This is a genomic window from Colwellia sp. 20A7 (genome assembly GCF_009832865.1).
Classification (GTDB): Bacteria; Pseudomonadota; Gammaproteobacteria; order Enterobacterales; family Alteromonadaceae; genus Colwellia.
Genome location: NZ_CP047130.1, coordinates 1,498,141 through 1,518,044, shown reverse-complemented (window position 1 = coordinate 1,518,044; position 19,904 = coordinate 1,498,141). Strand labels below are relative to the sequence as shown.

The window sequence follows — 19,904 nt, the reverse complement described above, 5'->3', positions numbered from 1 at the left end:
TTGTTTTTAAGAGATAAGTGTCATTTTTAAGAGATAACTATCGTTTTAAGAAATAAATATCATTTGTAAGAAATAAGTATCAAGCAAGCACTCTCACATAAAAATAACCTTCAAGTACAATAATGCTATAAATTACTACCTACTAAAAAGCAGTAAGCGGTAGAATGGTAAAATGAAAATTAACTTTATTAATAATATAAATCAAATCAGCCCTGATCATTGGCAAAAATTAAATAGTTCATCTTGCCCTTTTCTTGATTATGACTTTTTTAATGCACTTGAAGAAAGCCAATGTGTTGATAATAAACAAGGTTGGCAGCCTCATCATTTAGTTTCAACAACTAACGATGATGTAATGGCAATTATGCCAATGTATTTAAAAAGTCACTCTTGGGGTGAGTACGTTTTTGATTGGGATTGGGCTGAAGCCTTTAAACGTTATAACCTAGATTACTATCCTAAACTAGTTGCGACAATTCCCTTTACCCCTGTCACTAGTGATAAATTACTCTCTTCAACAAATCAAGTAAGCGACTTCTTTACGCCATTAGTAGAGCATTGCCTTGAAGAAGACATTAATAGCTGGCACATTTTGTATTGTGAAGAAGTAACAACAGAATTACCAGCCGATGTTTATCAACGTAATACTGTTCAGTTTAATTGGTTTAACCGAGATTACAAAAATTTTGATGATTTTATCAATACATTCACTTCTCGTAAAAGAAAAAACACGCGTAAAGAGAGGCTTTCGATTATTGAGCAAAGTATTGATATACGTTTACTAAAAAAAAATGAAATCACATCAAAAGATCTCGACTTTTTTTATTTAACCTATCAACTTACTTATTTAAAGCGTGGCCACCAACCTCATTTAAACATTGAATTTTTTAAGCAAATAATATCTAAAAAATCCGATAATGTTTTATTAGTTATTGCTAGCCATGAACAAGAAGATATTGCTTGTGCGTTATTCTTTTATGATGATTATCAATTATATGGAAGGTATTGGGGCTGTACTAAACAAGTTAATAATTTACATTTTGAGCTTTGTTACTATCAAGGTATCGAGTTTTGTCTCAAGCATAACCTACAAATGTTCAATCCGGGCACACAAGGCGAACACAAAATACAAAGAGGCTTCGAACCGGTGTTAACTTATTCTTATCACTGGATAAAACACCCTGCTTTTAAAGAGATAATTAAAAACTTTTGTCAACAAGAGCGAGCGCATATGCTAACTTACCAAGCGCAATGTCAACAGATGCTACCTTTTAGAAAATAAAATTAATGAGTTAAAAAATACAATGAATAAACCTTTTTCACAAGCATGCGAAAACAATAAACAACCTATTTTAGCTATTTTAACGAATGTATTCTCAAAAAATACGCATGTTTTAGAAATTGGCTCGGGTACTGGGCAACATGCTACTTACTTTGGGCAGCTTCTCCCCCATCTAACTTGGCAAACCAGTGATTTACCTGTTAATCATCCAGGTATTCACTCATGGTTAAGTGAGGCGGCACTAACGAATGTATTAAAGCCTATTGTTATTGATTTAAATGAGACTTGGCCAATAGGCAATACAGCAATAGATGCAATTTACACAGCAAATACATTACATATTATAAGCTGGGCACTTGTCGTTAAGTTTTTTGAAGGCATTGCTGATAATTTAAAACCGGGCGCTAATGTTTGTATCTATGGTCCATTTAATTACCAAGGAAAGTTCACTAGCGAAAGTAATGCTAACTTTGATTTATGGTTAAAAGAAAGAGATAAAAATAGTGGTATTAGAGACATCGAAGCAATATTAGCGCTAGCTAGTTCCGCTGGTCTTAACCTAATAGACGATCACACTATGCCCGCTAATAATCGTCTATTAGTATTCAAAAAACAGTAAAACATTCTTTTTAATTTGAAGATGCCAACGTAATATTTAGCGCTTTTAAAGATTTAGCGATATCTTCTGCAGCACTAGCAGGTTTGACATCTTCATCTATTTTCAATATTTTCCCTTGTTTAGATATATAAAAAGTGACTCGACTCGCTACTTTGAAAACATTCAACACATCATAAGCTTTAGCGGTTTCTTTCGTTGGATCACTTAACATAGGGAAGTCCGCAGCAATTTTCTTAGCAAAATCTCTATTATCATTTAACGGGTCAACACTCGCCATAACATAGCGCACATCATACTCTCTAATTAGATGACCTTGCTCTACTAATGATTTACATTCAATAGTACAGCCACGCGTATTAGCCATCGGATACCAAGCTAAAACCACCGCCTTTTTACCCAAGTAATCACTCAGTTGAAAATATTCGCCTGTAGTATCTTGTAATCTAAAGTTTGGCGCTTGTGCACCAACTTGTAAACTTGTGGCGAATAAGTTAAAACTCCAGAAAGCAGCAATGAAAACAGCAATTATTTTTGACACTTTTTTCATAAAATTCCCTCTTTTTATATTTAAGTTCGAAATACATCAAACATTAAATTTATTTTTTATTTTTTATTTTTTATTTTTTATTTTTTATTTTTTATTTTTTATTTTTAAATATAGCTAATACGGTTAATGCTTCATTAAGCAATGTTAATGAACTCTCATCAAGTTGATAAAAAACGGTATCACTTAAAGCATTAAAGTAGGTTTTTTCATTTATTTCAACATTTAAACAAGCCATTTTTGTTGAACCAATATGGTGAAATTTTAGTTTACCTAGTCCATCAATTAAATCTTCAGCTTCAAAGCTTCCAAAAAAATGATTACAACCAGCAAAGCCAGTCACACGATTATCGTTAGCGTGCAGAATTATATTCTTGTCTTGGCTGTCATTTTGAGCTTTAACCCCGTTAATTTCAGCTAATGTCCAATTCGTAGCAACAAGTACATCAGATGGTATAATCACTTGCTCGTTGCTTTCTAAATGATTGCTCGATTGGCATCCCGTCAATACAATAATAAATGGCAGAATAAAGCTTAGCACTAATTTATTCATTGTTATTTTCCTAATAAATGAATCACTATATTGGCATATATAGTTAAATAAAACGATTAAATATCATTCAATTTTAGAGCGTTTTTAATCAATTGAAAAATATAGATTAAATTTTTAAGACTCTAGTGAGATGTTGTTTTTCAAAGTAGATTTTACGAAGGAGTGATTGAAAACTGGTATTATCAACCGTCCTTATATCTACTGATAATTAGAAATAAAAAAGGGTGAATAATTTAATATTCACCCTTTCTTTACGAGGAAAGCAGCTTGAAGCTTAACTTTTAAAAAGTTACTTCTTAGCCAATTTCTCTTTGATACGTGCAGATTTACCTGAACGTTCACGAAGATAGTAAAGTTTCGCTTGACGAACGTCACCGCGACGTTTCACTGCAATTGAATCAACAATTGGGCTATGTGTCTGGAATACACGCTCTACACCAACACCGTTCGAGATTTTACGAACAGTGAATGCAGAATGTAAGCCACGGCTTTTAACAGCAATAACAACACCTTCAAATGCTTGAAGACGTGATTTATCACCTTCAGTAACTTTTACTTGAACTACAACAGTATCGCCTGGAGCGTAATCTGGTAGGTCTTTTTTTAATTGCTCTTGCTCGAGCATTTCAATAATTTTACTCATAATACCTTCTTCCTAGTATGCACAGTCTAAGTGGAACTTATGCGTTTCTTAATAGAAACTAACATTTTATCCTGCTCATCTGTCAGAGCTAGGTTAGTTAATAATTCTGGTCTTCTGGTCCATGTTCTCAATAGAGACTGTTCTTGGCGCCATAAGCGTATGTGTTCATGATTACCACTTAACAAAACTTTTGGTACTGACATTTCATCCCCCGAAGCGGTAGTTAGTACTTCTGGCCTAGTATAATGAGGACAATCTAATAAACCGTTAGAGAAGGAGTCCTGCTCTGCTGATTCTTTATGTCCCAATACACCCGGCACTAATCGTGCTACAGCATCAATTACATTCATCGCTGGCAGTTCCCCACCACTTAAAATGTAATCGCCAACCGACCATTCTTCGTCAATATCTGACGCTAATAATCGCTCGTCTATGCCTTCATAACGACCTGCTATAAATATCAGGCAGTCATCTTGCGCTAATTCACTTACACCTGCTTGGTCCAGTTTTCGTCCCTGCGGCGACAAATAAATAACCTTCGCTTTTCTACCATTTTCTTCTGCAGCTTTACGCGCAGAATTAATAGCATCACGTAGTGGTTGCACCATCATCAACATACCTGGACCACCGCCATAAGGACGATCATCAACGGTACGATGTCGATCATGCGTAAAGTCTCTTGGGTTCCATTTATGAAACTCAATTAACCCACCGCGTATCGCTCGGCCTGTCACCCCATACTCAGTGATAGCGTCAAACATCTCGGGAAAAAGGCTTATCACCCCTATCCACATTTTGCTTTTCTTCAATGAAGAATCAACACTAGTCACAAGCTAGAAACCTGGGTCCCAGTCAACACAAATTTGTTTATTCTCAATGCTTACCGACTCAACAACTTGTTCTAAAAGATAAGGAATTAACCGCTCTTTCTTACTAAAGCCATCGTTAAGGTTCGCTTTCACAACCAGTACATCATTAGCGCCAGTTTCCAACATGTCAGATACCACACCAAGATCGTAACCTTGGGTAGTAACAACAGCCATGCCGATTAAGTCACGCCAGTAATAATCACCTTTCGATAATTCTGGCAATGAACTTTCATTGATTAATATGTCAGAACCGACCAATGCTTGCGCATCATCTCTGTCATCAATACCTGCAACTTTTACGACTAAGCCTTTGTTGTGCTTGCGCCAATCAGTAACATCTACTGTTCGCGTATTATTTCCTAATTTTAATGACCAAGGAAAATAGTCAAGTATGGCATCGCTTTCATCTGTGAATGAATGAATTCTCAACCAACCTTTGATACCGTAAACAGCGCCTACTTTACCTAAGGTAATTTGATTTTGTGTACTCATAACAACTCACTAATTTCTACTATTGCCTACTAAGCTTGTTATTAAGCTGCTACTTGAGCATCTTTAACTAACTTAGCCACACGATCAGATAAACCAGCACCTTGACCAACCCAATGGTTGATACGGTCTAGGTCTAAGCGTAATTTTTCAGCTTGACCTTGTGCTGTTGGGTTGAAGAAACCAACTTTCTCGATGAAACGACCATCGCGAGAGTTACGGCTATCTGCAACAACAACCTGATAGAATGGACGCTTTTTAGCGCCACCACGAGCTAAACGAATGGTAACCATATCGCCCTCTTATATTTTAGTGTTAAAACGGATTTTCCAGACACTTCCTGTCTATAGGCGACAGAAAAGCTCGCGTATTATACGCTTTTTAGGATAAAAGGCAATCCTTATTTGAGTAACAAGCAAAGCTTATAATAAGTATTACCTTACATTCTTCGCTTTTTCATTAAGTTTATGAGCTAGCAATACGGCAATGAATAAATCAAGGCAAGTCGCTCAGTTGAGCAATAGCGGGCTATTAATATTAAGAGCACCACGCTGTAAAACATTTTAATTAGTTCAAGTAAGTAATAACTGAGTAAAACGAGTATTAATATAAGAACAAATATTAATATAAAAATAAAAAATTATTTTCTCCTCACATTTTCTTCACATTCTCTATGGTGTAATTACTCTATCTTTTAAACACGATAAGAATAAGAAACAACCATGAAAAAAACTTACCTATACCTACTTGCCTTATGTACGCCACTTACTACCTTAGCTAATACTTACATTGGTGCAGGTATTCAAACGAATAACCCAAGCATTCAAGATAATGCGATGAAATCTACGTCGGTGAATAACGTAACACTCAATTTACAAAAAGAAGGTACAAGCAGCGACTTTCATATATTTGCTGGATATAAGTTTGATAACAATTGGGGAGTAGAGCTTGCTTTTACAGCATTTGAACAAAGTACAGAGCTTGAAACAGTCATTGATTATACACAGGAAGAAGAATGGGAAGCTGATGCTGACTATACGCAAATATCAATAGCAGCAACCTATTTATATCCTCTTAACGATAATTTAAAATTAGTTGGTGCTGTTGGTATTTTACATCATGATGCAGACTTTAATGCGAGTTATAAAATTGACGTTGAAAATGGACCTGACATTAATCACATTAATGTTCAACAAAGTGATACCAGTATTGGTGGTCTTGCAGCGATAGGCCTTCAGTATCAAGTCTATAAAAATATTGATATAACAGCTAAAGCTCAATATGCGAGATCAAGCTTAGTAGGTAATGCCTCGTTAATGCTTAGTGCAAGCTATACCTTTTAACTTAATACTATCATTAGGAAAGATCACATGAAAAAAGTAATAATGTTAATCGTCTTAGGCCTTTTACTCTTAACAACGTTAAAACCTGTATTTGCTGAAAGTTTTGGTTATAACCTACATGTAAATACTGATATTGCTTCTATTTTAGAAGACCCTGTTGATGATCAAGATGTAAAATTAACCGGTTACTTAATAAAAAAAGTCAGTAGTGATAAATACATTTTTAAAAGCGGTGATAAACAAATACGTGTAGAAATAGACAATCATGTGTTTCCTAAACAGCAATTTGATGAAAACACGCTCATTACAATATTAGGTGACGTAGAAAAAGATTTCTTACAATCACCCGAAATAGACGTAGATGTGATTGAAATTACTAATCCCTAATCAATACGAGTACACTTCAAGCGTATAATGATGCTTGAAGTGTACCGATTATTTTTAATTTTGAGATATGAATGAAAATACTGATTGTAGAAGACGACATAGCGATAATGGAAACCATTGTTGACTACTTAGATTTGCATGGTCATATTGTTGATTTCGCATACAACGGTGTAGCGGCAATCAGCCAAATAAAAACACAATCATTTGATGTTATTATTATGGACATCATGATGCCAAAGTTAAACGGTATAGCGACTGTTGAACGTTTACGAAATGAGTATTTAATTAATACCCCTATTCTCTTTTTAACAGCCAGAGATAGTTTAGAAGATAAAAGAAAGGCATTTAATGTCGGGGGCGATGATTACTTAGTTAAGCCATTTGCCTTAGAAGAGCTTTTGCTTCGTATTGACTCACTTGGAGAACGTGGACAAAGTGGCAATAAGCAAGCATTAACGGTAGGCGATTTATATTATAATTTACAAACAAATTCACTCTATAGAAATAATGAACCAATTAAACTGAGTAAAATACAGCATCAAATGATGCGTTTATTAATGCAAAAATTTCCAACGGTTGTATCTAGGCAACAAATGATTGAACAAATATGGGGAGATGAAGAGCCACCAAGCGATGCGCTTCGCAGTCACATCTATGCATTACGCAAAGTTCTTAATAAAGGCATCAATACCAACAGTGTAGAAACCTTACACGGTCAAGGATTTAAACTTGTCAACTAAGCCTAAATTATTTAATCGCTTAATTTTAATTTACAGCGCAACAGCCGCCCTTTTTATTGCATTATTTAGCCTAATTATTATTGTGGCTGAAGATCAAATGGAAATAATTAGTTTACAGCATTGGTTGGATGCCGAAGCTAACGTTTATATTCAAAGTGTTAAATCTCTTCACGCCCTCCCTAATAACTCTACGCCGAATATGCCCGTGTTACCTAATCAATATGAATTTGATTTTTATGACAAGGTCGAAAACCTTCCCGAATGGCTAACCTCGTATCAACACCCTGGGTTTTATGAACATCATTTAGGACCGGAAGATAAGCACTTTTTAGTGAGAGAGCACCCTAACGGGAAAGACTTATTTTATATTGTATTTAAAGACAATGCTGATGATTATTTAGATGAATATGAAACTAAACTACTTATATTTTCACTCATATTTGGTACCGCATTACTTGCTGTAATGATAGCTTTAGGTTTTTACTTGGTGAGGCTAATCGCAGTTCCCCTCGTTAAGGTTCAACAAAAAATAGCCCAAATGGCACCCGCTAACCCGCTGTTTGACGTTGATGCTGATTATCAAGAAATAGCGATTATTGAACAAGCACTATTAGATAGTAAGGTACGCATTGCTCAATTTTTTAAACGTGAACAAGAATTTAGCCACTTTGCGGCACATGAAATAAGAACACCACTTATGGTGTTGAAAGGATCTGGCGAAATGCTAACAAGCATTGAATTTAATAATCAATTAGCCACCAAAGCTACACAACGTATTATTCAAGCAAGCAACGACATTAGTTTATTAACAAATACCTTTCTACTGTTGGGAAAAGAACAAATAGACAAACATCACTTTGAAGATATTTCACTTGATCAATTACTTCAGCAAAAAATAGAACAGTTACAGGTACAACTTCTTCGACGAGAATTAACGTTAGGCATTGAAATTGAAAACGATATACATATATTTGCACCGCTAGATATGGTGCAAGTGGTGATCAATAATTTATTTAAAAATGCACTTAATTACTCACTCAGCCCAGTAACAGAAAATATTTCTAACATTGATAATGACGTTAAAGCTAATAATGACGTTAAAACTGCAGATCAGATGACAAGTATCAACGTTAAGCTTACAGCTAATAAACTAACGCTATCAAATTTATATGATGCTTCGGATATTGAACCAGGTTTTGGTTATGGTCTTGTCATTATTGAACGTATTTGTGAGCATTTAAACTGGCAACTATGTGTTGATAAAAGCACAACTGTTTTTAACGTTTCCGTCATATTTAATACAGCCAAATGATGGATGATAGGTGATAGGTGATAAATAATAGGATATAAAAAAACCGCTGTAATTGACGATACAACTACAACGGCTTTAGTATTTTATTGCTAAGCTAATCTCAGTGCTAAGCTAAGTTAGGGCTAAAGTTAAATTTTAGGCTAACTAAACTTCAACTCTTTTTTTAAACTTAGTTGCATGCACTATAGCAAGTCCAATTAAAACAATAATAGCGGTAACAGCCCCAATTGGCTTACCAAAATCACTTGATATGTTGAAACCTATTGACGCTGTCATAATATACGACAATGTCACTGCTGTTGCGATTACTGCTGGTATACTAGCAATCCAATGGAATGTGCCACGGTCGAATAAATATTTGGTTGCAAGCCACAATACACTGGTAGAAAGCAGCATATTTGAGAAGGCAAAATAACGCCAAATAAGCGAAAAATCTAACTTAGTCATAAAGTAGGCAATTGTTAAAATAGGCACAGCAAGTAATAATCTATTACGTAAACTTTGTGGAATATTAAAAGCATCAACAACCGTTAAGCGTAATGAACGGAATGCAGTATCACCAGAAGTAATAGGGAAAACAGCTACAGCAACTATCGCCATAATACCGCCAAACACACCAAGATAACTGTTTGCTACATGGTTAACCACTAAACCAGGACCACCTTGATCAAGCAATACTTTTAAACCTGCATAACCTTCTGGAAACGCAGCAATACCGGCTAAAGCCCAAACACAACCAACCATTCCTTCACATACCATCGCACCATAATATACTGGGCGAACGTATTTTTCATTTGTTAAACAACGAGCAATAATTGGCGCTTGAGTAGAATGAAAGCCACTAATAGCACCACAAGTAATGGTAATAAATAGTAATGGCCAAGTAGGTAAGCCATCAGGATTTGGTTCTAAAAAGTCATGTGCATGGTCAGCTTCAAAATAGGCTAAAAAGTCCCCGGCTACCGGTAAGTGTGGTGCGTTAATCAATAATGCAATAGCAACACTTGTTGTCATTACAATCATTAATAAACCAAAGAAAGGATAAAATTTAGTAATTATTTTATCAATAGGTAACAAGGTTGCAAAAAAGTAATACGCTAAAATAGTTAATACCCAAAAAGTATTGTTAGCAAAAATAGTACCTTTAAAAAAATCTAAGTTACTCAATAAGCCCGCCGGGCTCATAATAAATACTACACCAACAAAAAACAGTAACATGGCAGTAAATAACAGCATAAAGCCTTTAAACACCACGTTATAATATTTTCCGGCTATCTCAGGTAAACTTTTGCCATCTTCTTTTATACTCATAACACCTGAGAAGAAGTCGTGTACCGCACCGCCTAATACATTACCCAGTACAATCCATACCAACGCAACAGGGCCATATAAAGCACCTAATATTGGACCGAAGATTGGGCCAACACCGGCTATATTTAAAAATTGAATTAAAAAAGCACGTACCGGATGAATAGCGGTGAGCTTACGGCAGCCTAGCTCAACTTCCCCCTTTTGATCTGTTTTAATGATCGCAACCAAATTACTAGGATGCAATCATGCCAAACCAAGATCAATTAACAACGGTCGTTACTGCTTTTGAGCACTGGCGTAGCAACAGAAGTGGTCGTCAAGTCACAACGCCCATCGCATTGCGTGAGCAAGCCGTAGCATTACTCAATCACTATTCTTCTAGCAAAATAACATCAGCATTAAGGATCAGTGGCGGCCAGCTCAAGCAATGGCGAAATACGCTTGAACCTGCTGAAAAAGCACCGCTATTTGTGCACCTTCCTATTTCACCACCGCCATTACTCACACAACCGCCCTTTACTGTTGAACTACGCTTTGCCCAAGGTAATGAAATGTCTTTATCTGGTGTTATTGATACTAACATCATCATTTCGCTCATTGGGGCAATGAAATCATGATCCATTTAACCGCTGACACCCACATATTAATCGCGATTGAACCCGCTGATTTTCGCCAGGGCATTGATGGTTTAGCCGCAACATGCCGTTATAAATTATCGGTCAACCCACGTTCGGGTACTGTGTTTGTCTTTATTAATCGCAATAAAACCATGGTGCGCGCATTATCGTATGATGGTACTGGCTTTTGGCTCATGACCAAGCGTTTATCTAAAGGAAAGTTTCAAAATTGGCCGTCATCAAACAAAAGTATTGAACAGATCATCGCGAAAAAACTGCGAAAACTATTGTGTGACAACGATCCATTATGGGAAAAAACGGATCCTCTTTACTGAGTAAAATCATTGAGATAAACACTTGATTTTTACTTTTATCGGATCATAATGCCTGCAAAATAAACCTGTACCAAACACTAAAACTCTGGACGTACCGTGAGCAAACCTTTTACCGACATTGATGGCAAAGCCCTTGAAGCGCTGATAGAGCGCGTGAACGAGGCCAAAGAAAACAATCTGGCCTTAAGCCCAGAGGATTATCAGTTATTACTTGATGCGTTATTGACCTTAGCCACCACGCAAACCCGCTTAGCGAATCATGATGTTACCGTGCATAAACTGCGAAAATTGTTAGGTATTGAAAAATCATCTGAAAAACTAGGCTCGGTGCTTAAGCAAACTAAAGCGTCATCGGGCAAGAAAAATAAAAAGCGTAGCAACGATAATGGTGAAGGTTTCACCCCGGTTAAACCCACGATTATCGTTCATGGACTAGTTGACGTAAATAAAGGCGATACCTGTGTTGAGTGCTTAACCGGTAAGGTTTATAAAACCGAGCCAGGTAGCTTGCTACGTATCACCGGACAAAGTCCTTTCAAACCTGAGCAGCATGTCATGGAGCGTCTTCGTTGTAATACCTGCGGTGCTTATTTTACCGCACCACTGCCGGACGATGTCTTAACCGATGGCTTAAGTACTCAAAAATATGGTTATTCAGCACGTTCTTTAATGGCGATTTATAAATACTTTGCTGGACTGCCTTTTTATCGTCAAAGCAGTATTCAAAAATTACTGGGGTAAAAATCACCGCGTCAACGGTTTTTGACCAAGTAGAGCTTGTTTGTAATGCTATTTATCCCGTGTACCAATTGCTCTTCAATTTAGCGGCTGATGGTAAACACTACTATTTAGATGACACAACTAACCGTATTCTTGATGCGAAATCGGTGATAAAGAAAGCACGCAACAGTGAGAAAGTCATCACACGTACGGGCGTTTATACCTCAGGTGTTATCGCAACGCTGGCTGATAACCGTCATATTGTTTTATTTGAGACTAACATCGGGCACGCGGGAGAATTCATTGACAGTATTTTGCACAAGCGCAGTCAATCATGCACCAAACCACTCATCATGAGTGATGCGCTAGCGAGCAATCGGCCGACGGTACGTGAGGCGATAACGTCACTGTGTAATAGCCACGCAAGACGACAATTTGTAGATGTTATCAATCACTTTCCAATTGAGGTCGAGCATGTCCTCAAACGTTATGGCGAAATATGGGTCAATGATGACCATACGAAAGAAGAAAAGTTAACCCCGACTGCAAGGCTTGCTTACCATCAGCAACATTCGCTGCCCATTATGGAAGCCATAAAATTGTGGGGAGAAACGCATTTAGCCAATGAAACCGTTGAAGAAAACAGTGGCCTAGGCAAAGCTATTCGCTACTTTATCAAACATTATGTCGGACTGAGTTACTTTTGCAGCACTGAAGGAGTAAAAATCGACAATAATCGTATTGAAGCGATGCTCAAAATTGTGGTGAGAGACAGAAAAAACGCGATGTTCCACAAAACCTTACTGGGGGCAACGATTGGGGATGTCATTACCTCGGTCATCGCGACGGCAAGTGAGGCGGGTATTAATGTCTTTGACTACTTCACCACCTTACAACGAGAAAAAGAGCAGGTAAAAAAGACCCCTGAAGATTATTTACCCTGGAATTATCTCGCTAAAAATTCAATCACCTAAAAAAACCAAACACGATGATTTAGGCTTTACCGCCTAGGTCAAGCTGTACCTGAAAAAATCGTGATGTCACGCTACGCTGCCGTAAGCTCACGAATAGCGACATAATCAACACCTTCGCTAAAGCGCTTTTGTGGGGTATCAATAGTTGAGTCCAAGCCTGCTTGTTTTTCTACAAATGGGCTATAAAACTTGTAGCCCAAAATTAGAATAGTAAGACAGATAAAAAAGATGATCATAAAGTACGTTTCTCTTTGTGTATTTGTAATATAGAACTGAACGAAAAAGAACGAGACAAAATTGCCGTTCGTTTTTCAATTTGGAATTAAGCGGCGGACTCTAACAAAAGAAAGTTAGCTAAACAATAAGACTTTTGGCTAATACTTTGTTTAATAATAAACCACTTAATAGTAATGCCTGACGAACACAGAAAAATTAGCTGTTAGCTATGTCTGATGAGGCTTTACTAATGGCTTTAATAACAATTATTTAAGTTATTAGTGGCTTTATTTTACGCATTACTGCGACTTTAAATCGATAGTCGTTTGAAATAGCCTAGGATCATTAATATTTTTCATCATGACCGGTTCAGGTAAACAATCTTCATCAACATAATCAGCAAATTCACTATCAGGATCAAATACAAGAATATCTAATGCTAATCTATCCATGCCATATAAACCGCGATGTATCATATCAGCAGAAAAAACTAATAAATCGCCAGTGGCCAACTTGATTTTTTTACCCAATGAAAGTTCATCACTGCTTAGTTTACCCTTCTCTTCTTGTCTGACATTAAACTCTTCATCATTATCCCATCGTCTATGCGTTTCAGGGACAAGCTCAATACCTAACTCATCAAATAAAGGCACCCGAAGGTGAACTACTTGGGTATTGTTAATAGCTATTTTCTGTCCTTCAATATCATGATCATACTGACAATCTCTATGCCAGAAGTCTTTTTGTGCGGGATTGACCGGATTGAAAAATAATTGAGTATTCATAAATGCTGGACTAATAGGGATCAACGATTCCACCACCGCCATAACTTTAGGTGAACTGATAAAATTAAACAGTAATACCCTATCGTCAAATGATAAATATTGACTACCGGTAATTAACGATGAGTTAAACGCCTCTTCTTGATAGAATGTTTCGTTGTCTTTTTTCCATAATTCATGAAACGTTAAAATGGTTTCTCTTAGTTGCGAAATTTCAATATCACTAAAATAATTTCGGATAACAAAATAGCCTTTATCGTTATATTGATCTTTTAATTGGCTTTGATTAACAAGCATTAATAACTATTACCTTGCTTAGCTACAAAAAAAATCCCCGCTAGCAATAACGAGGATTTTTCAGCTTAATTTATGAGAGTTAACTTATTAGAGCTAGCTTACAAAAATTAACTTATAAAATATATATTACTTAAAAGATCCCGGCCATTCAGCAGCGATATAAGTAAATACTGTCCAAGCAGCTACATTTTGACGCATATGTTCAGGATTCACTTTATCAAAAGTATCATCAGGCGTGTGATGCAAATCAAAATAATCAGTGCCATCTTGCATTAATTTTAATGCTGGAACGCCTAGCTTAGACAATGGAATCATATCTGGGCCACCAGTGGTATCTCCGCTACGACGACTAACACCTAAAGTACCCATTAAACTAGCCATAGTATCAATTACATGTAATGCGTTATCAGAAACATTACTAGACGACTGAAGTCCATAAATAGGACCAGCACCAAAATCAGATTCAGAGCCAATCACATGGTTAGCAATAGTGCCATCTTCTTGTCTAGCTTTAGCATAAGCACGCGCGCCAATTAATCCAAGCTCTTCTGCACCCCAAAGGATGACACGAATAGTACGACGAGGACGCTCCTTGGTATTATTTTTTATCAAAGCAGCTGTCGCCATAGCAATAGCAACTCCCGCGCCATCATCAACAGCACCAGTACCTAGGTCCCAGCTATCTAGATGACCACCAATGACTACAACTTCATCAGGAAATTCTCGACCCGTAATTTCACCGATAACATTTTTAGTCACAATAGGACCAAGATCCTGAGTTTGAACGTTTAAGCGAATTTTAGGTGTGTGACCATAATCAATCAAGCGTATTAATTGGTCTGCATCTGGATTTGATAAGGCAATAGCCGGTACTGCGGTATACCCCATAGCTACGTTAGTAGAGCCGGTATGTGGATTACGATGGTCATCAGTACCGATAGAGCGAATTAATAAAGCTTCAGCACCTTTTTGGGCTGCAAGTTCATGACCTTTAGAGCGAGCAATAACCGCTGGACCGTAACCAGCTCCGTCTTTAAACTTCTCCATACGTTTGCTGATAAAAGCTATTTTACCTTTTAAACTACCATCGGTTGCTTTTTCAAGATCAGCATAGCTTTTAAAATGTACAATCTCAGCTTCTAAACCACCTTTGGGCGTTGATTTTGAACGGCCAAGTGTTGTTATAACCATTTTTTGATAAGAAGGTAGTAAAATTTCTGCTGTTTCAATACCACGAAGCCAGCCATTCATTTTCACATCTTCAGTATAAACTTTATCAAACCCTAAAGTTTTTAGTTTATTAACACCCCATTCAATCCCTGCTTTTTCACCTGGTGTTCCAGGATGGCGCGCCCCTACTTCAGTGGTAAGTGACTTTAATATTTCATAAGCACTATCATCTTTTATGGCTTTATCACGAAGATTAACAGTGGTATCTTTAATCTCTTGTGATACGGGGATAATACTTTCATTACCAAAAGCAGATGTGGTAAATGTGATAGCAGCAACAGCTGCTAATGTAATCAGTTTCATAGAAATCCAGTTTCAAGCTATATTTTAAAGATATAGGTTATAATATTTCAGCCTTTAGTCCAATAGCTCATTAGTAAAAATTGAGCTTTCTATCACATCATTTTATTCACTGCTTAATATTCACAGTAAGATCATAATAGATAAAAATATAAATTAAGGTAATAATGAGCGCTTGTACAATTTACCTTCCTCATCAAGCAGAAATAAGAATTTTATATGAATATGACTAAAAACATCATTACTAGCCTTTGTTTAATATTAACGTTAACCGCTTGTTGCGGCCCCGATCCAGCAATAAAAAAAATAAATGAAGTGATCAAAGAAGTAGATAAATCAGACGCAAGTTGGAAAACTAATTTAAACAAACCTCCTTTGCTTACCTTTACGCCAGGAAAAGATTATTTTTGGGAACTAGAAACAAACCAAGGTAACCTCACCATTAAACTATTTCCAGACACTGCACCTATGCATGTTTCGAGTACGATTTACTTAACTAAACTTGGTTTTTATGATGAGCTAATTTTTCACCGTGTTATTCCTGGCTTTATGGCGCAAGGTGGTGATCCGCTAGGTAATGGAACGGGTAACCCTGGCTATAAATATGAAGGTGAGTTTACTAATGAGAGAAGTCATAGCGAACCAGGTATTTTAAGTATGGCTAACTCTGGTCCAGGTACTGATGGCAGTCAATTTTTCATTACTTTTATACCTACCCCTTTTCTAGATGGTAAACATACTATTTTTGGTAAAGTAGTCAAAGGTTTAGATGATAGTTTAGCTAAAATACAAACATTGGGTAGTAGAAGAGGCAGAACAAAAGAAGAAATTAAGATTATTAAAGCATCAATCCGTGTTGCCAAAGCAAATAAAGAAATTTAACCTCATAAATTAACGTTATAGTTTTAATGTTATCAAACGATGAATAAATCATACGTTTAACAATCATACAGGAGTACCCACTAAAACAAGTTTTCAAAGGAAACCGTTAATGGTCAATATGTTACAACGATATGGTTGGTTGAGTTTTATTGTCATACTTGCCATATGGTTACCAACCAACGCCATAGCTCATGGTGTTGATGATGATACTCGACGGTTTTTAGAGCAAAACTCTGGCGTACAAATCATTCCATTTTTGTATATTGGTGCTAAGCATATGATAACGGGATACGACCATTTATTATTTTTGGTCGGGGTCTTGTTTTTTTTATATAAAAGTCGTGATATTTTATTGTATGTCAGTATGTTTACATTAGGGCATAGCTTAACCTTATTATTTGGTGTGCTCAGTGATATTCAAATTAATGCTTATTTAATCGATGCTGTGATTGGTTTTTCTGTTGTGTATAAAGGCTTTGATAATTTAGGTGGTTTTAATCACTTCTTTGGTAAGTCTCCCAATACCAAACTAGCGGTATTGATCTTCGGTCTTTTTCACGGCTTTGGATTAGCAACTAAGTTACAAGAGCTTCAATTAGCAGATAATGGATTAATTACTAATTTAATTGCCTTTAATGTTGGAGTTGAATTGGGGCAATTTACTGCATTAGCCATTATTATTTTAATCATGAACTTTTGGCGTAAACACAACAGTTTTTCACAATTTTCTACTATCACAAATAGTTTATTAATGAGCACAGGATTTATGTTGATAGGCTTTCAATTAACCGGCTATTTTATTAGCTAACACCAATTAAATTATCGCATTTACTAATCGCATAAATTTAATGATTAAAGAGATAAAACAATGTCAAAAACGACACCTGAAAATATTTCGTTAGGGAAAAGTGCCCTATTTATGTACTCAATATACAGTTTAGTGTTCGCTGTAGTCGTACTAGTTTTCGTGATTTTACCTGCAGAATATAATATTGACCCTACCGGTATAGGAAAAAAACTAGGATTAACTGTTTTTAATGAAGAAAATACAGAAATATCAACTTCGCTTTCATCACCAGAGACAGCTAAAAAGTTAGAAGACTCTACCAAAACTATTACAGTAATAGTACCTGCCGGGCGAGGTGTAGAATACAAATTTACAATGGAACAATATCAAAAGCTTACTTATGAATGGACTACGGATGGCATCTCATTATATTTTGATTTACATGGCGAACCCAAAGGTGATACTACAGGCTATTTTGAAAGTTATGCTATTGCAACAGCACATAAAATGAAAGGAAGTTTTACCACACCTTTTGCTGGGTCACATGGTTGGTACTGGAAAAACACCACAGATAGTCCTATAACTATTAAGTTAACAGTAAAAGGTGAATATACGAAACATGGTCTTAAGTAATTAACATCAATTACGTTAAAAAATAAAACTAACAACGTATTTAAAAGTATAGAGGTGTTTTTTTGACTAGTAATACACGAAAACTTAACGACTCAATGCAGCGAGATTCTGCAACATTTCTTTACGAAAATGCCATTGCTGGGATCATGATCAGTGCAATCACTTCGACTTTTTTAGCTTTTTCTTTTCGAGACCCCGCAACTGAATTTTTCCAAATGGTATGGTGGTCAATAATGACAGCCTTACTTGTTGTTAGAATGATAGACGTCATCTGGTGGGAAACAAAATTACAGCACACTGAATTTAATGGAAATAAAGCTATTAATCGCTTTATTTTAGGTGTAAACCCTACCGCTATTTTATGGGCCGTATATTTAGTGTATCTAACCATACACAATGACGGTATAGAGTTAACAATAACCATTATTACTGTTGGGGCAATAGCAGGAGGTTCTACTACAGTTCTGTCCGGTCATAAAAAAACGGCAATATTCTACGCTTTTATATTACTTGCTCCAGGTTCATTAGGATTATTATTATCTAATACACCTGAATTTAAAATGCTAGGTATTCTTTGTTTTTATTTTTGTATCATGATGATGATTTTAGCAAAAAAATCTGCGGATTTTACCCAACACACCTTATTTTTAAGGCATGAAAATACAACATTAGTCCAACAGATGGAAGAAAAAGTTAGACAACGTACTCAGAAAATTTACGAACTTTCTAATCTTGATCCACTTACAGGATTATACAATCGAGCCGCTTTTTTGAGTCATTTAAAATCAATTATTGAACAATCCATTACTAAAAAATCAGCTAAAAAGCCAACTGAAAAAATTGCCCTATTATTTATTGATTTAGATAACTTTAAAAATATAAATGACTCCATTGGCCATAAAGCAGGAGATCAAATTTTAAGAGAAACTGCTGGACGCCTTAAACAGGGAAACCTTAAGAACCCTATCGTCTGTCGATGGGGAGGCGATGAGTTTATCATTGCCCTTCCTGATACAGGAGGGGAATGCGCCATCGAGCAATCATTACACTTAATAAAAGAACTTTCAGCGCCACACTGTATTGATCATAGTATTTTATCTGTTGGAGCGACCATTGGGGTTGCCTTGTACCCTGATCATGCTACAACGGAAGACAACCTTATACAATCAGCCGATATGGCTATGTATTTTCAGAAAAAACAAGCACGTTCAACTGTGGGTGTTTTTTCTGAACAAATGGAAAAAACTTATTATCATGAATTATATTTGAAAAATGAATTAACAACAGCCATTGAAAAAAAAGAGCTACGATTAGTTTTTCAACCTTTGCTTTCTTCTATTAACCATAAAACAGTTGCCTTTGAAGCCCTTCTACGCTGGACGAATAACGAACAAAATATCACGCCAGATGAATTTATTCCTATAGCGGAACAATATGGTTTAATACATCAAATAGGTACTTGGGTACTAAAAAGTGCCTGCATAGAAGCAAGTCGTTGGGATCAAACACTACAATTAGCGGTTTGTGTGAATATTTCCGTTATTCAATTCAAAGATGAAAATTTTATCGATATTGTCGAAGACGCCCTTGCTACTAGTAATTTATCTCCTGAGTTATTACATATTGAGATAACAGAGTCTGTATTTTCGGCTGATACCGATATTATTGTAAATCAAGTTAAAAACCTTCAAGCGTGAAATATCAAAGTGTCCATTGATGACTTTGGTACAGGTTATTCATCTCTTTCTGTTATGCAGGACTTAGGGGTTAATATGGTAAAAATAGATCGTTCATTCATCAATAAATTAGACGGTAATGGGCATGCTATTATTTCTGCTGTAATGAATATCGCTTCCTCATTAGATTTTTTAGTTGTTGCTGAGGGGGTTGAAACCCAAGCTCAAGCAACAGAGCTTTCTAATTTAGGCGTACACTTTCTTCAAGGTTTTTATTTCTCTAAACCTATTGAAATAGAAAATATTACTCACTTTTTAAAATTAGAAATATAAGCTTTAGTTAGCTGCTAATAGAACAAGAAA

22 protein-coding genes and 2 pseudogenes are annotated in these 19,904 nt (G+C 36.1%); 14 read left to right on the top strand and 10 right to left on the bottom strand.

Annotated features, from left to right (window positions below; all coding sequences use genetic code 11):
- The first annotated feature begins 172 nt into the window (after positions 1 to 172).
- Both GQS55_RS06530 and GQS55_RS06525 read left to right on the top strand, forming a co-directional pair.
- The gene (locus GQS55_RS06530; RefSeq protein WP_159819058.1) at positions 173 to 1,282 is read left to right on the top strand and encodes a GNAT family N-acetyltransferase; all 1,110 of its coding nucleotides are present in this window, start codon (positions 173 to 175) and stop codon (positions 1,280 to 1,282) included.
- Between the two features lie 22 nt (positions 1,283 to 1,304).
- Positions 1,305 to 1,901 carry a DUF938 domain-containing protein gene (locus GQS55_RS06525; protein ID WP_159819056.1) on the top strand — a complete coding sequence of 199 codons (597 nt, stop codon included), beginning with the start codon at positions 1,305 to 1,307 and terminating at the stop codon, positions 1,899 to 1,901.
- A gap of 10 nt (positions 1,902 to 1,911) precedes the next feature.
- Here the strand turns inward: GQS55_RS06525 and GQS55_RS06520 are convergent, their stop codons facing one another.
- The 6 genes from GQS55_RS06520 to rpsP form a co-directional block, all read right to left on the bottom strand.
- Complete coding sequence (locus GQS55_RS06520; protein ID WP_159819054.1) at positions 1,912 to 2,448, bottom strand: peroxiredoxin family protein; 537 nt, start codon at positions 2,446 to 2,448, stop codon at positions 1,912 to 1,914.
- A 91-nt stretch (positions 2,449 to 2,539) separates the two neighbouring features.
- Positions 2,540 to 2,998, bottom strand: coding sequence for an META domain-containing protein (locus GQS55_RS06515; protein ID WP_159819052.1), 459 nt, complete (start codon positions 2,996 to 2,998; stop codon positions 2,540 to 2,542).
- Between the two features lie 289 nt (positions 2,999 to 3,287).
- Positions 3,288 to 3,641 carry a 50S ribosomal protein L19 gene (rplS, locus tag GQS55_RS06510; protein WP_159819050.1) on the bottom strand — a complete coding sequence of 118 codons (354 nt, stop codon included), beginning with the start codon at positions 3,639 to 3,641 and terminating at the stop codon, positions 3,288 to 3,290.
- 26 nt (positions 3,642 to 3,667) lie between these two features.
- Positions 3,668 to 4,435, bottom strand: a complete 768-nt coding sequence (gene trmD, locus GQS55_RS06505; protein WP_159822610.1) for a tRNA (guanosine(37)-N1)-methyltransferase TrmD — start codon at positions 4,433 to 4,435, stop codon at positions 3,668 to 3,670.
- A 39-nt stretch (positions 4,436 to 4,474) separates the two neighbouring features.
- Positions 4,475 to 5,002, bottom strand: coding sequence for a ribosome maturation factor RimM (gene rimM, locus GQS55_RS06500; protein ID WP_159819048.1), 528 nt, complete (start codon positions 5,000 to 5,002; stop codon positions 4,475 to 4,477).
- A 41-nt stretch (positions 5,003 to 5,043) separates the two neighbouring features.
- A complete protein-coding gene (gene rpsP, locus GQS55_RS06495; protein WP_076420269.1) occupies positions 5,044 to 5,292 on the bottom strand; it encodes a 30S ribosomal protein S16 in 249 nt (82 codons plus the stop codon).
- Positions 5,293 to 5,721: 429 nt separating this feature from the next.
- On the opposite strand from rpsP, the gene GQS55_RS06490 reads away from it, so the two are divergent.
- The 4 genes from GQS55_RS06490 to GQS55_RS06475 all read left to right on the top strand — a co-directional run bounded on the left by GQS55_RS06490 (position 5,722) and on the right by GQS55_RS06475 (position 8,781).
- Entirely contained in the window at positions 5,722 to 6,342 is a 621-nt protein-coding gene (locus GQS55_RS06490) for an AcfA family outer membrane beta-barrel protein (RefSeq protein ID WP_159819046.1), read from the top strand.
- Positions 6,343 to 6,369: 27 nt separating this feature from the next.
- Entirely contained in the window at positions 6,370 to 6,729 is a 360-nt protein-coding gene (locus tag GQS55_RS06485; protein WP_159819044.1) for a YgiW/YdeI family stress tolerance OB fold protein, read from the top strand.
- 71 nt (positions 6,730 to 6,800) lie between these two features.
- The gene (locus tag GQS55_RS06480; RefSeq protein WP_159819042.1) at positions 6,801 to 7,469 is read left to right on the top strand and encodes a response regulator transcription factor; all 669 of its coding nucleotides are present in this window, start codon (positions 6,801 to 6,803) and stop codon (positions 7,467 to 7,469) included.
- Positions 7,459 to 8,781 (top strand): sensor histidine kinase, encoded by a 1,323-nt coding sequence (locus tag GQS55_RS06475; protein WP_159819040.1) that lies wholly within the window; start codon positions 7,459 to 7,461, stop codon positions 8,779 to 8,781. The genes GQS55_RS06480 and GQS55_RS06475 overlap by 11 nt, the downstream gene beginning before the upstream one ends.
- Before the next feature lie 144 nt (positions 8,782 to 8,925).
- Here GQS55_RS06475 and GQS55_RS06470 read toward each other — a convergent pair whose 3' ends face one another.
- The gene (locus tag GQS55_RS06470) at positions 8,926 to 10,335 is read right to left on the bottom strand and encodes a carbon starvation CstA family protein (protein WP_236559782.1); all 1,410 of its coding nucleotides are present in this window, start codon (positions 10,333 to 10,335) and stop codon (positions 8,926 to 8,928) included.
- A 2-nt stretch (positions 10,336 to 10,337) separates the two neighbouring features.
- Here GQS55_RS06470 and GQS55_RS06465 point away from each other — a divergent pair, with 2 nt between their 5' ends.
- From GQS55_RS06465 to GQS55_RS19805, 4 genes are all read left to right on the top strand, one after another.
- Entirely contained in the window at positions 10,338 to 10,709 is a 372-nt protein-coding gene (locus GQS55_RS06465) for a hypothetical protein (RefSeq protein WP_159818046.1), read from the top strand.
- The gene (gene tnpB, locus GQS55_RS06460; protein ID WP_159817815.1) at positions 10,706 to 11,044 is read left to right on the top strand and encodes an IS66 family insertion sequence element accessory protein TnpB; all 339 of its coding nucleotides are present in this window, start codon (positions 10,706 to 10,708) and stop codon (positions 11,042 to 11,044) included. The genes GQS55_RS06465 and tnpB overlap by 4 nt, the downstream gene beginning before the upstream one ends.
- Before the next feature lie 96 nt (positions 11,045 to 11,140).
- A complete protein-coding gene (locus GQS55_RS19810) occupies positions 11,141 to 11,785 on the top strand; it encodes a hypothetical protein (protein WP_201294501.1) in 645 nt (214 codons plus the stop codon).
- Positions 11,728 to 12,738, top strand: a complete 1,011-nt coding sequence (locus GQS55_RS19805) for an IS66 family transposase (RefSeq protein WP_201294639.1) — start codon at positions 11,728 to 11,730, stop codon at positions 12,736 to 12,738. The genes GQS55_RS19810 and GQS55_RS19805 overlap by 58 nt, the downstream gene beginning before the upstream one ends.
- A gap of 77 nt (positions 12,739 to 12,815) precedes the next feature.
- On the opposite strand, the pseudogene GQS55_RS06450 reads toward GQS55_RS19805, so the two are convergent.
- The 3 genes and pseudogenes from GQS55_RS06450 to GQS55_RS06440 form a co-directional block, all read right to left on the bottom strand.
- Positions 12,816 to 12,974 (bottom strand): annotated as a pseudogene (locus GQS55_RS06450) (carbon starvation CstA family protein); the annotation flags it as partial.
- A gap of 279 nt (positions 12,975 to 13,253) precedes the next feature.
- Positions 13,254 to 14,033: a phytanoyl-CoA dioxygenase family protein gene (locus GQS55_RS06445; RefSeq protein ID WP_159819038.1), complete on the bottom strand. Its 780-nt coding sequence runs from the start codon at positions 14,031 to 14,033 to the stop codon at positions 13,254 to 13,256.
- A 126-nt stretch (positions 14,034 to 14,159) separates the two neighbouring features.
- Positions 14,160 to 15,566 (bottom strand): M20/M25/M40 family metallo-hydrolase, encoded by a 1,407-nt coding sequence (locus tag GQS55_RS06440; RefSeq protein WP_159819036.1) that lies wholly within the window; start codon positions 15,564 to 15,566, stop codon positions 14,160 to 14,162.
- A 216-nt stretch (positions 15,567 to 15,782) separates the two neighbouring features.
- Between GQS55_RS06440 and GQS55_RS06435 the strand changes: the two genes are divergently transcribed.
- The 4 genes and pseudogenes from GQS55_RS06435 to GQS55_RS06420 all read left to right on the top strand — a co-directional run bounded on the left by GQS55_RS06435 (position 15,783) and on the right by GQS55_RS06420 (position 19,874).
- Positions 15,783 to 16,445, top strand: a complete 663-nt coding sequence (locus GQS55_RS06435) for a peptidylprolyl isomerase (RefSeq protein ID WP_159819034.1) — start codon at positions 15,783 to 15,785, stop codon at positions 16,443 to 16,445.
- 118 nt (positions 16,446 to 16,563) lie between these two features.
- Positions 16,564 to 17,253: a HupE/UreJ family protein gene (locus GQS55_RS06430; protein ID WP_442872191.1), complete on the top strand. Its 690-nt coding sequence runs from the start codon at positions 16,564 to 16,566 to the stop codon at positions 17,251 to 17,253.
- Between the two features lie 60 nt (positions 17,254 to 17,313).
- Entirely contained in the window at positions 17,314 to 17,865 is a 552-nt protein-coding gene (locus GQS55_RS06425; protein WP_159819030.1) for a hypothetical protein, read from the top strand.
- Positions 17,866 to 17,960: 95 nt separating this feature from the next.
- Positions 17,961 to 19,874 (top strand): annotated as a pseudogene (locus tag GQS55_RS06420) (putative bifunctional diguanylate cyclase/phosphodiesterase).
- Positions 19,875 to 19,904 lie beyond the last annotated feature (30 nt).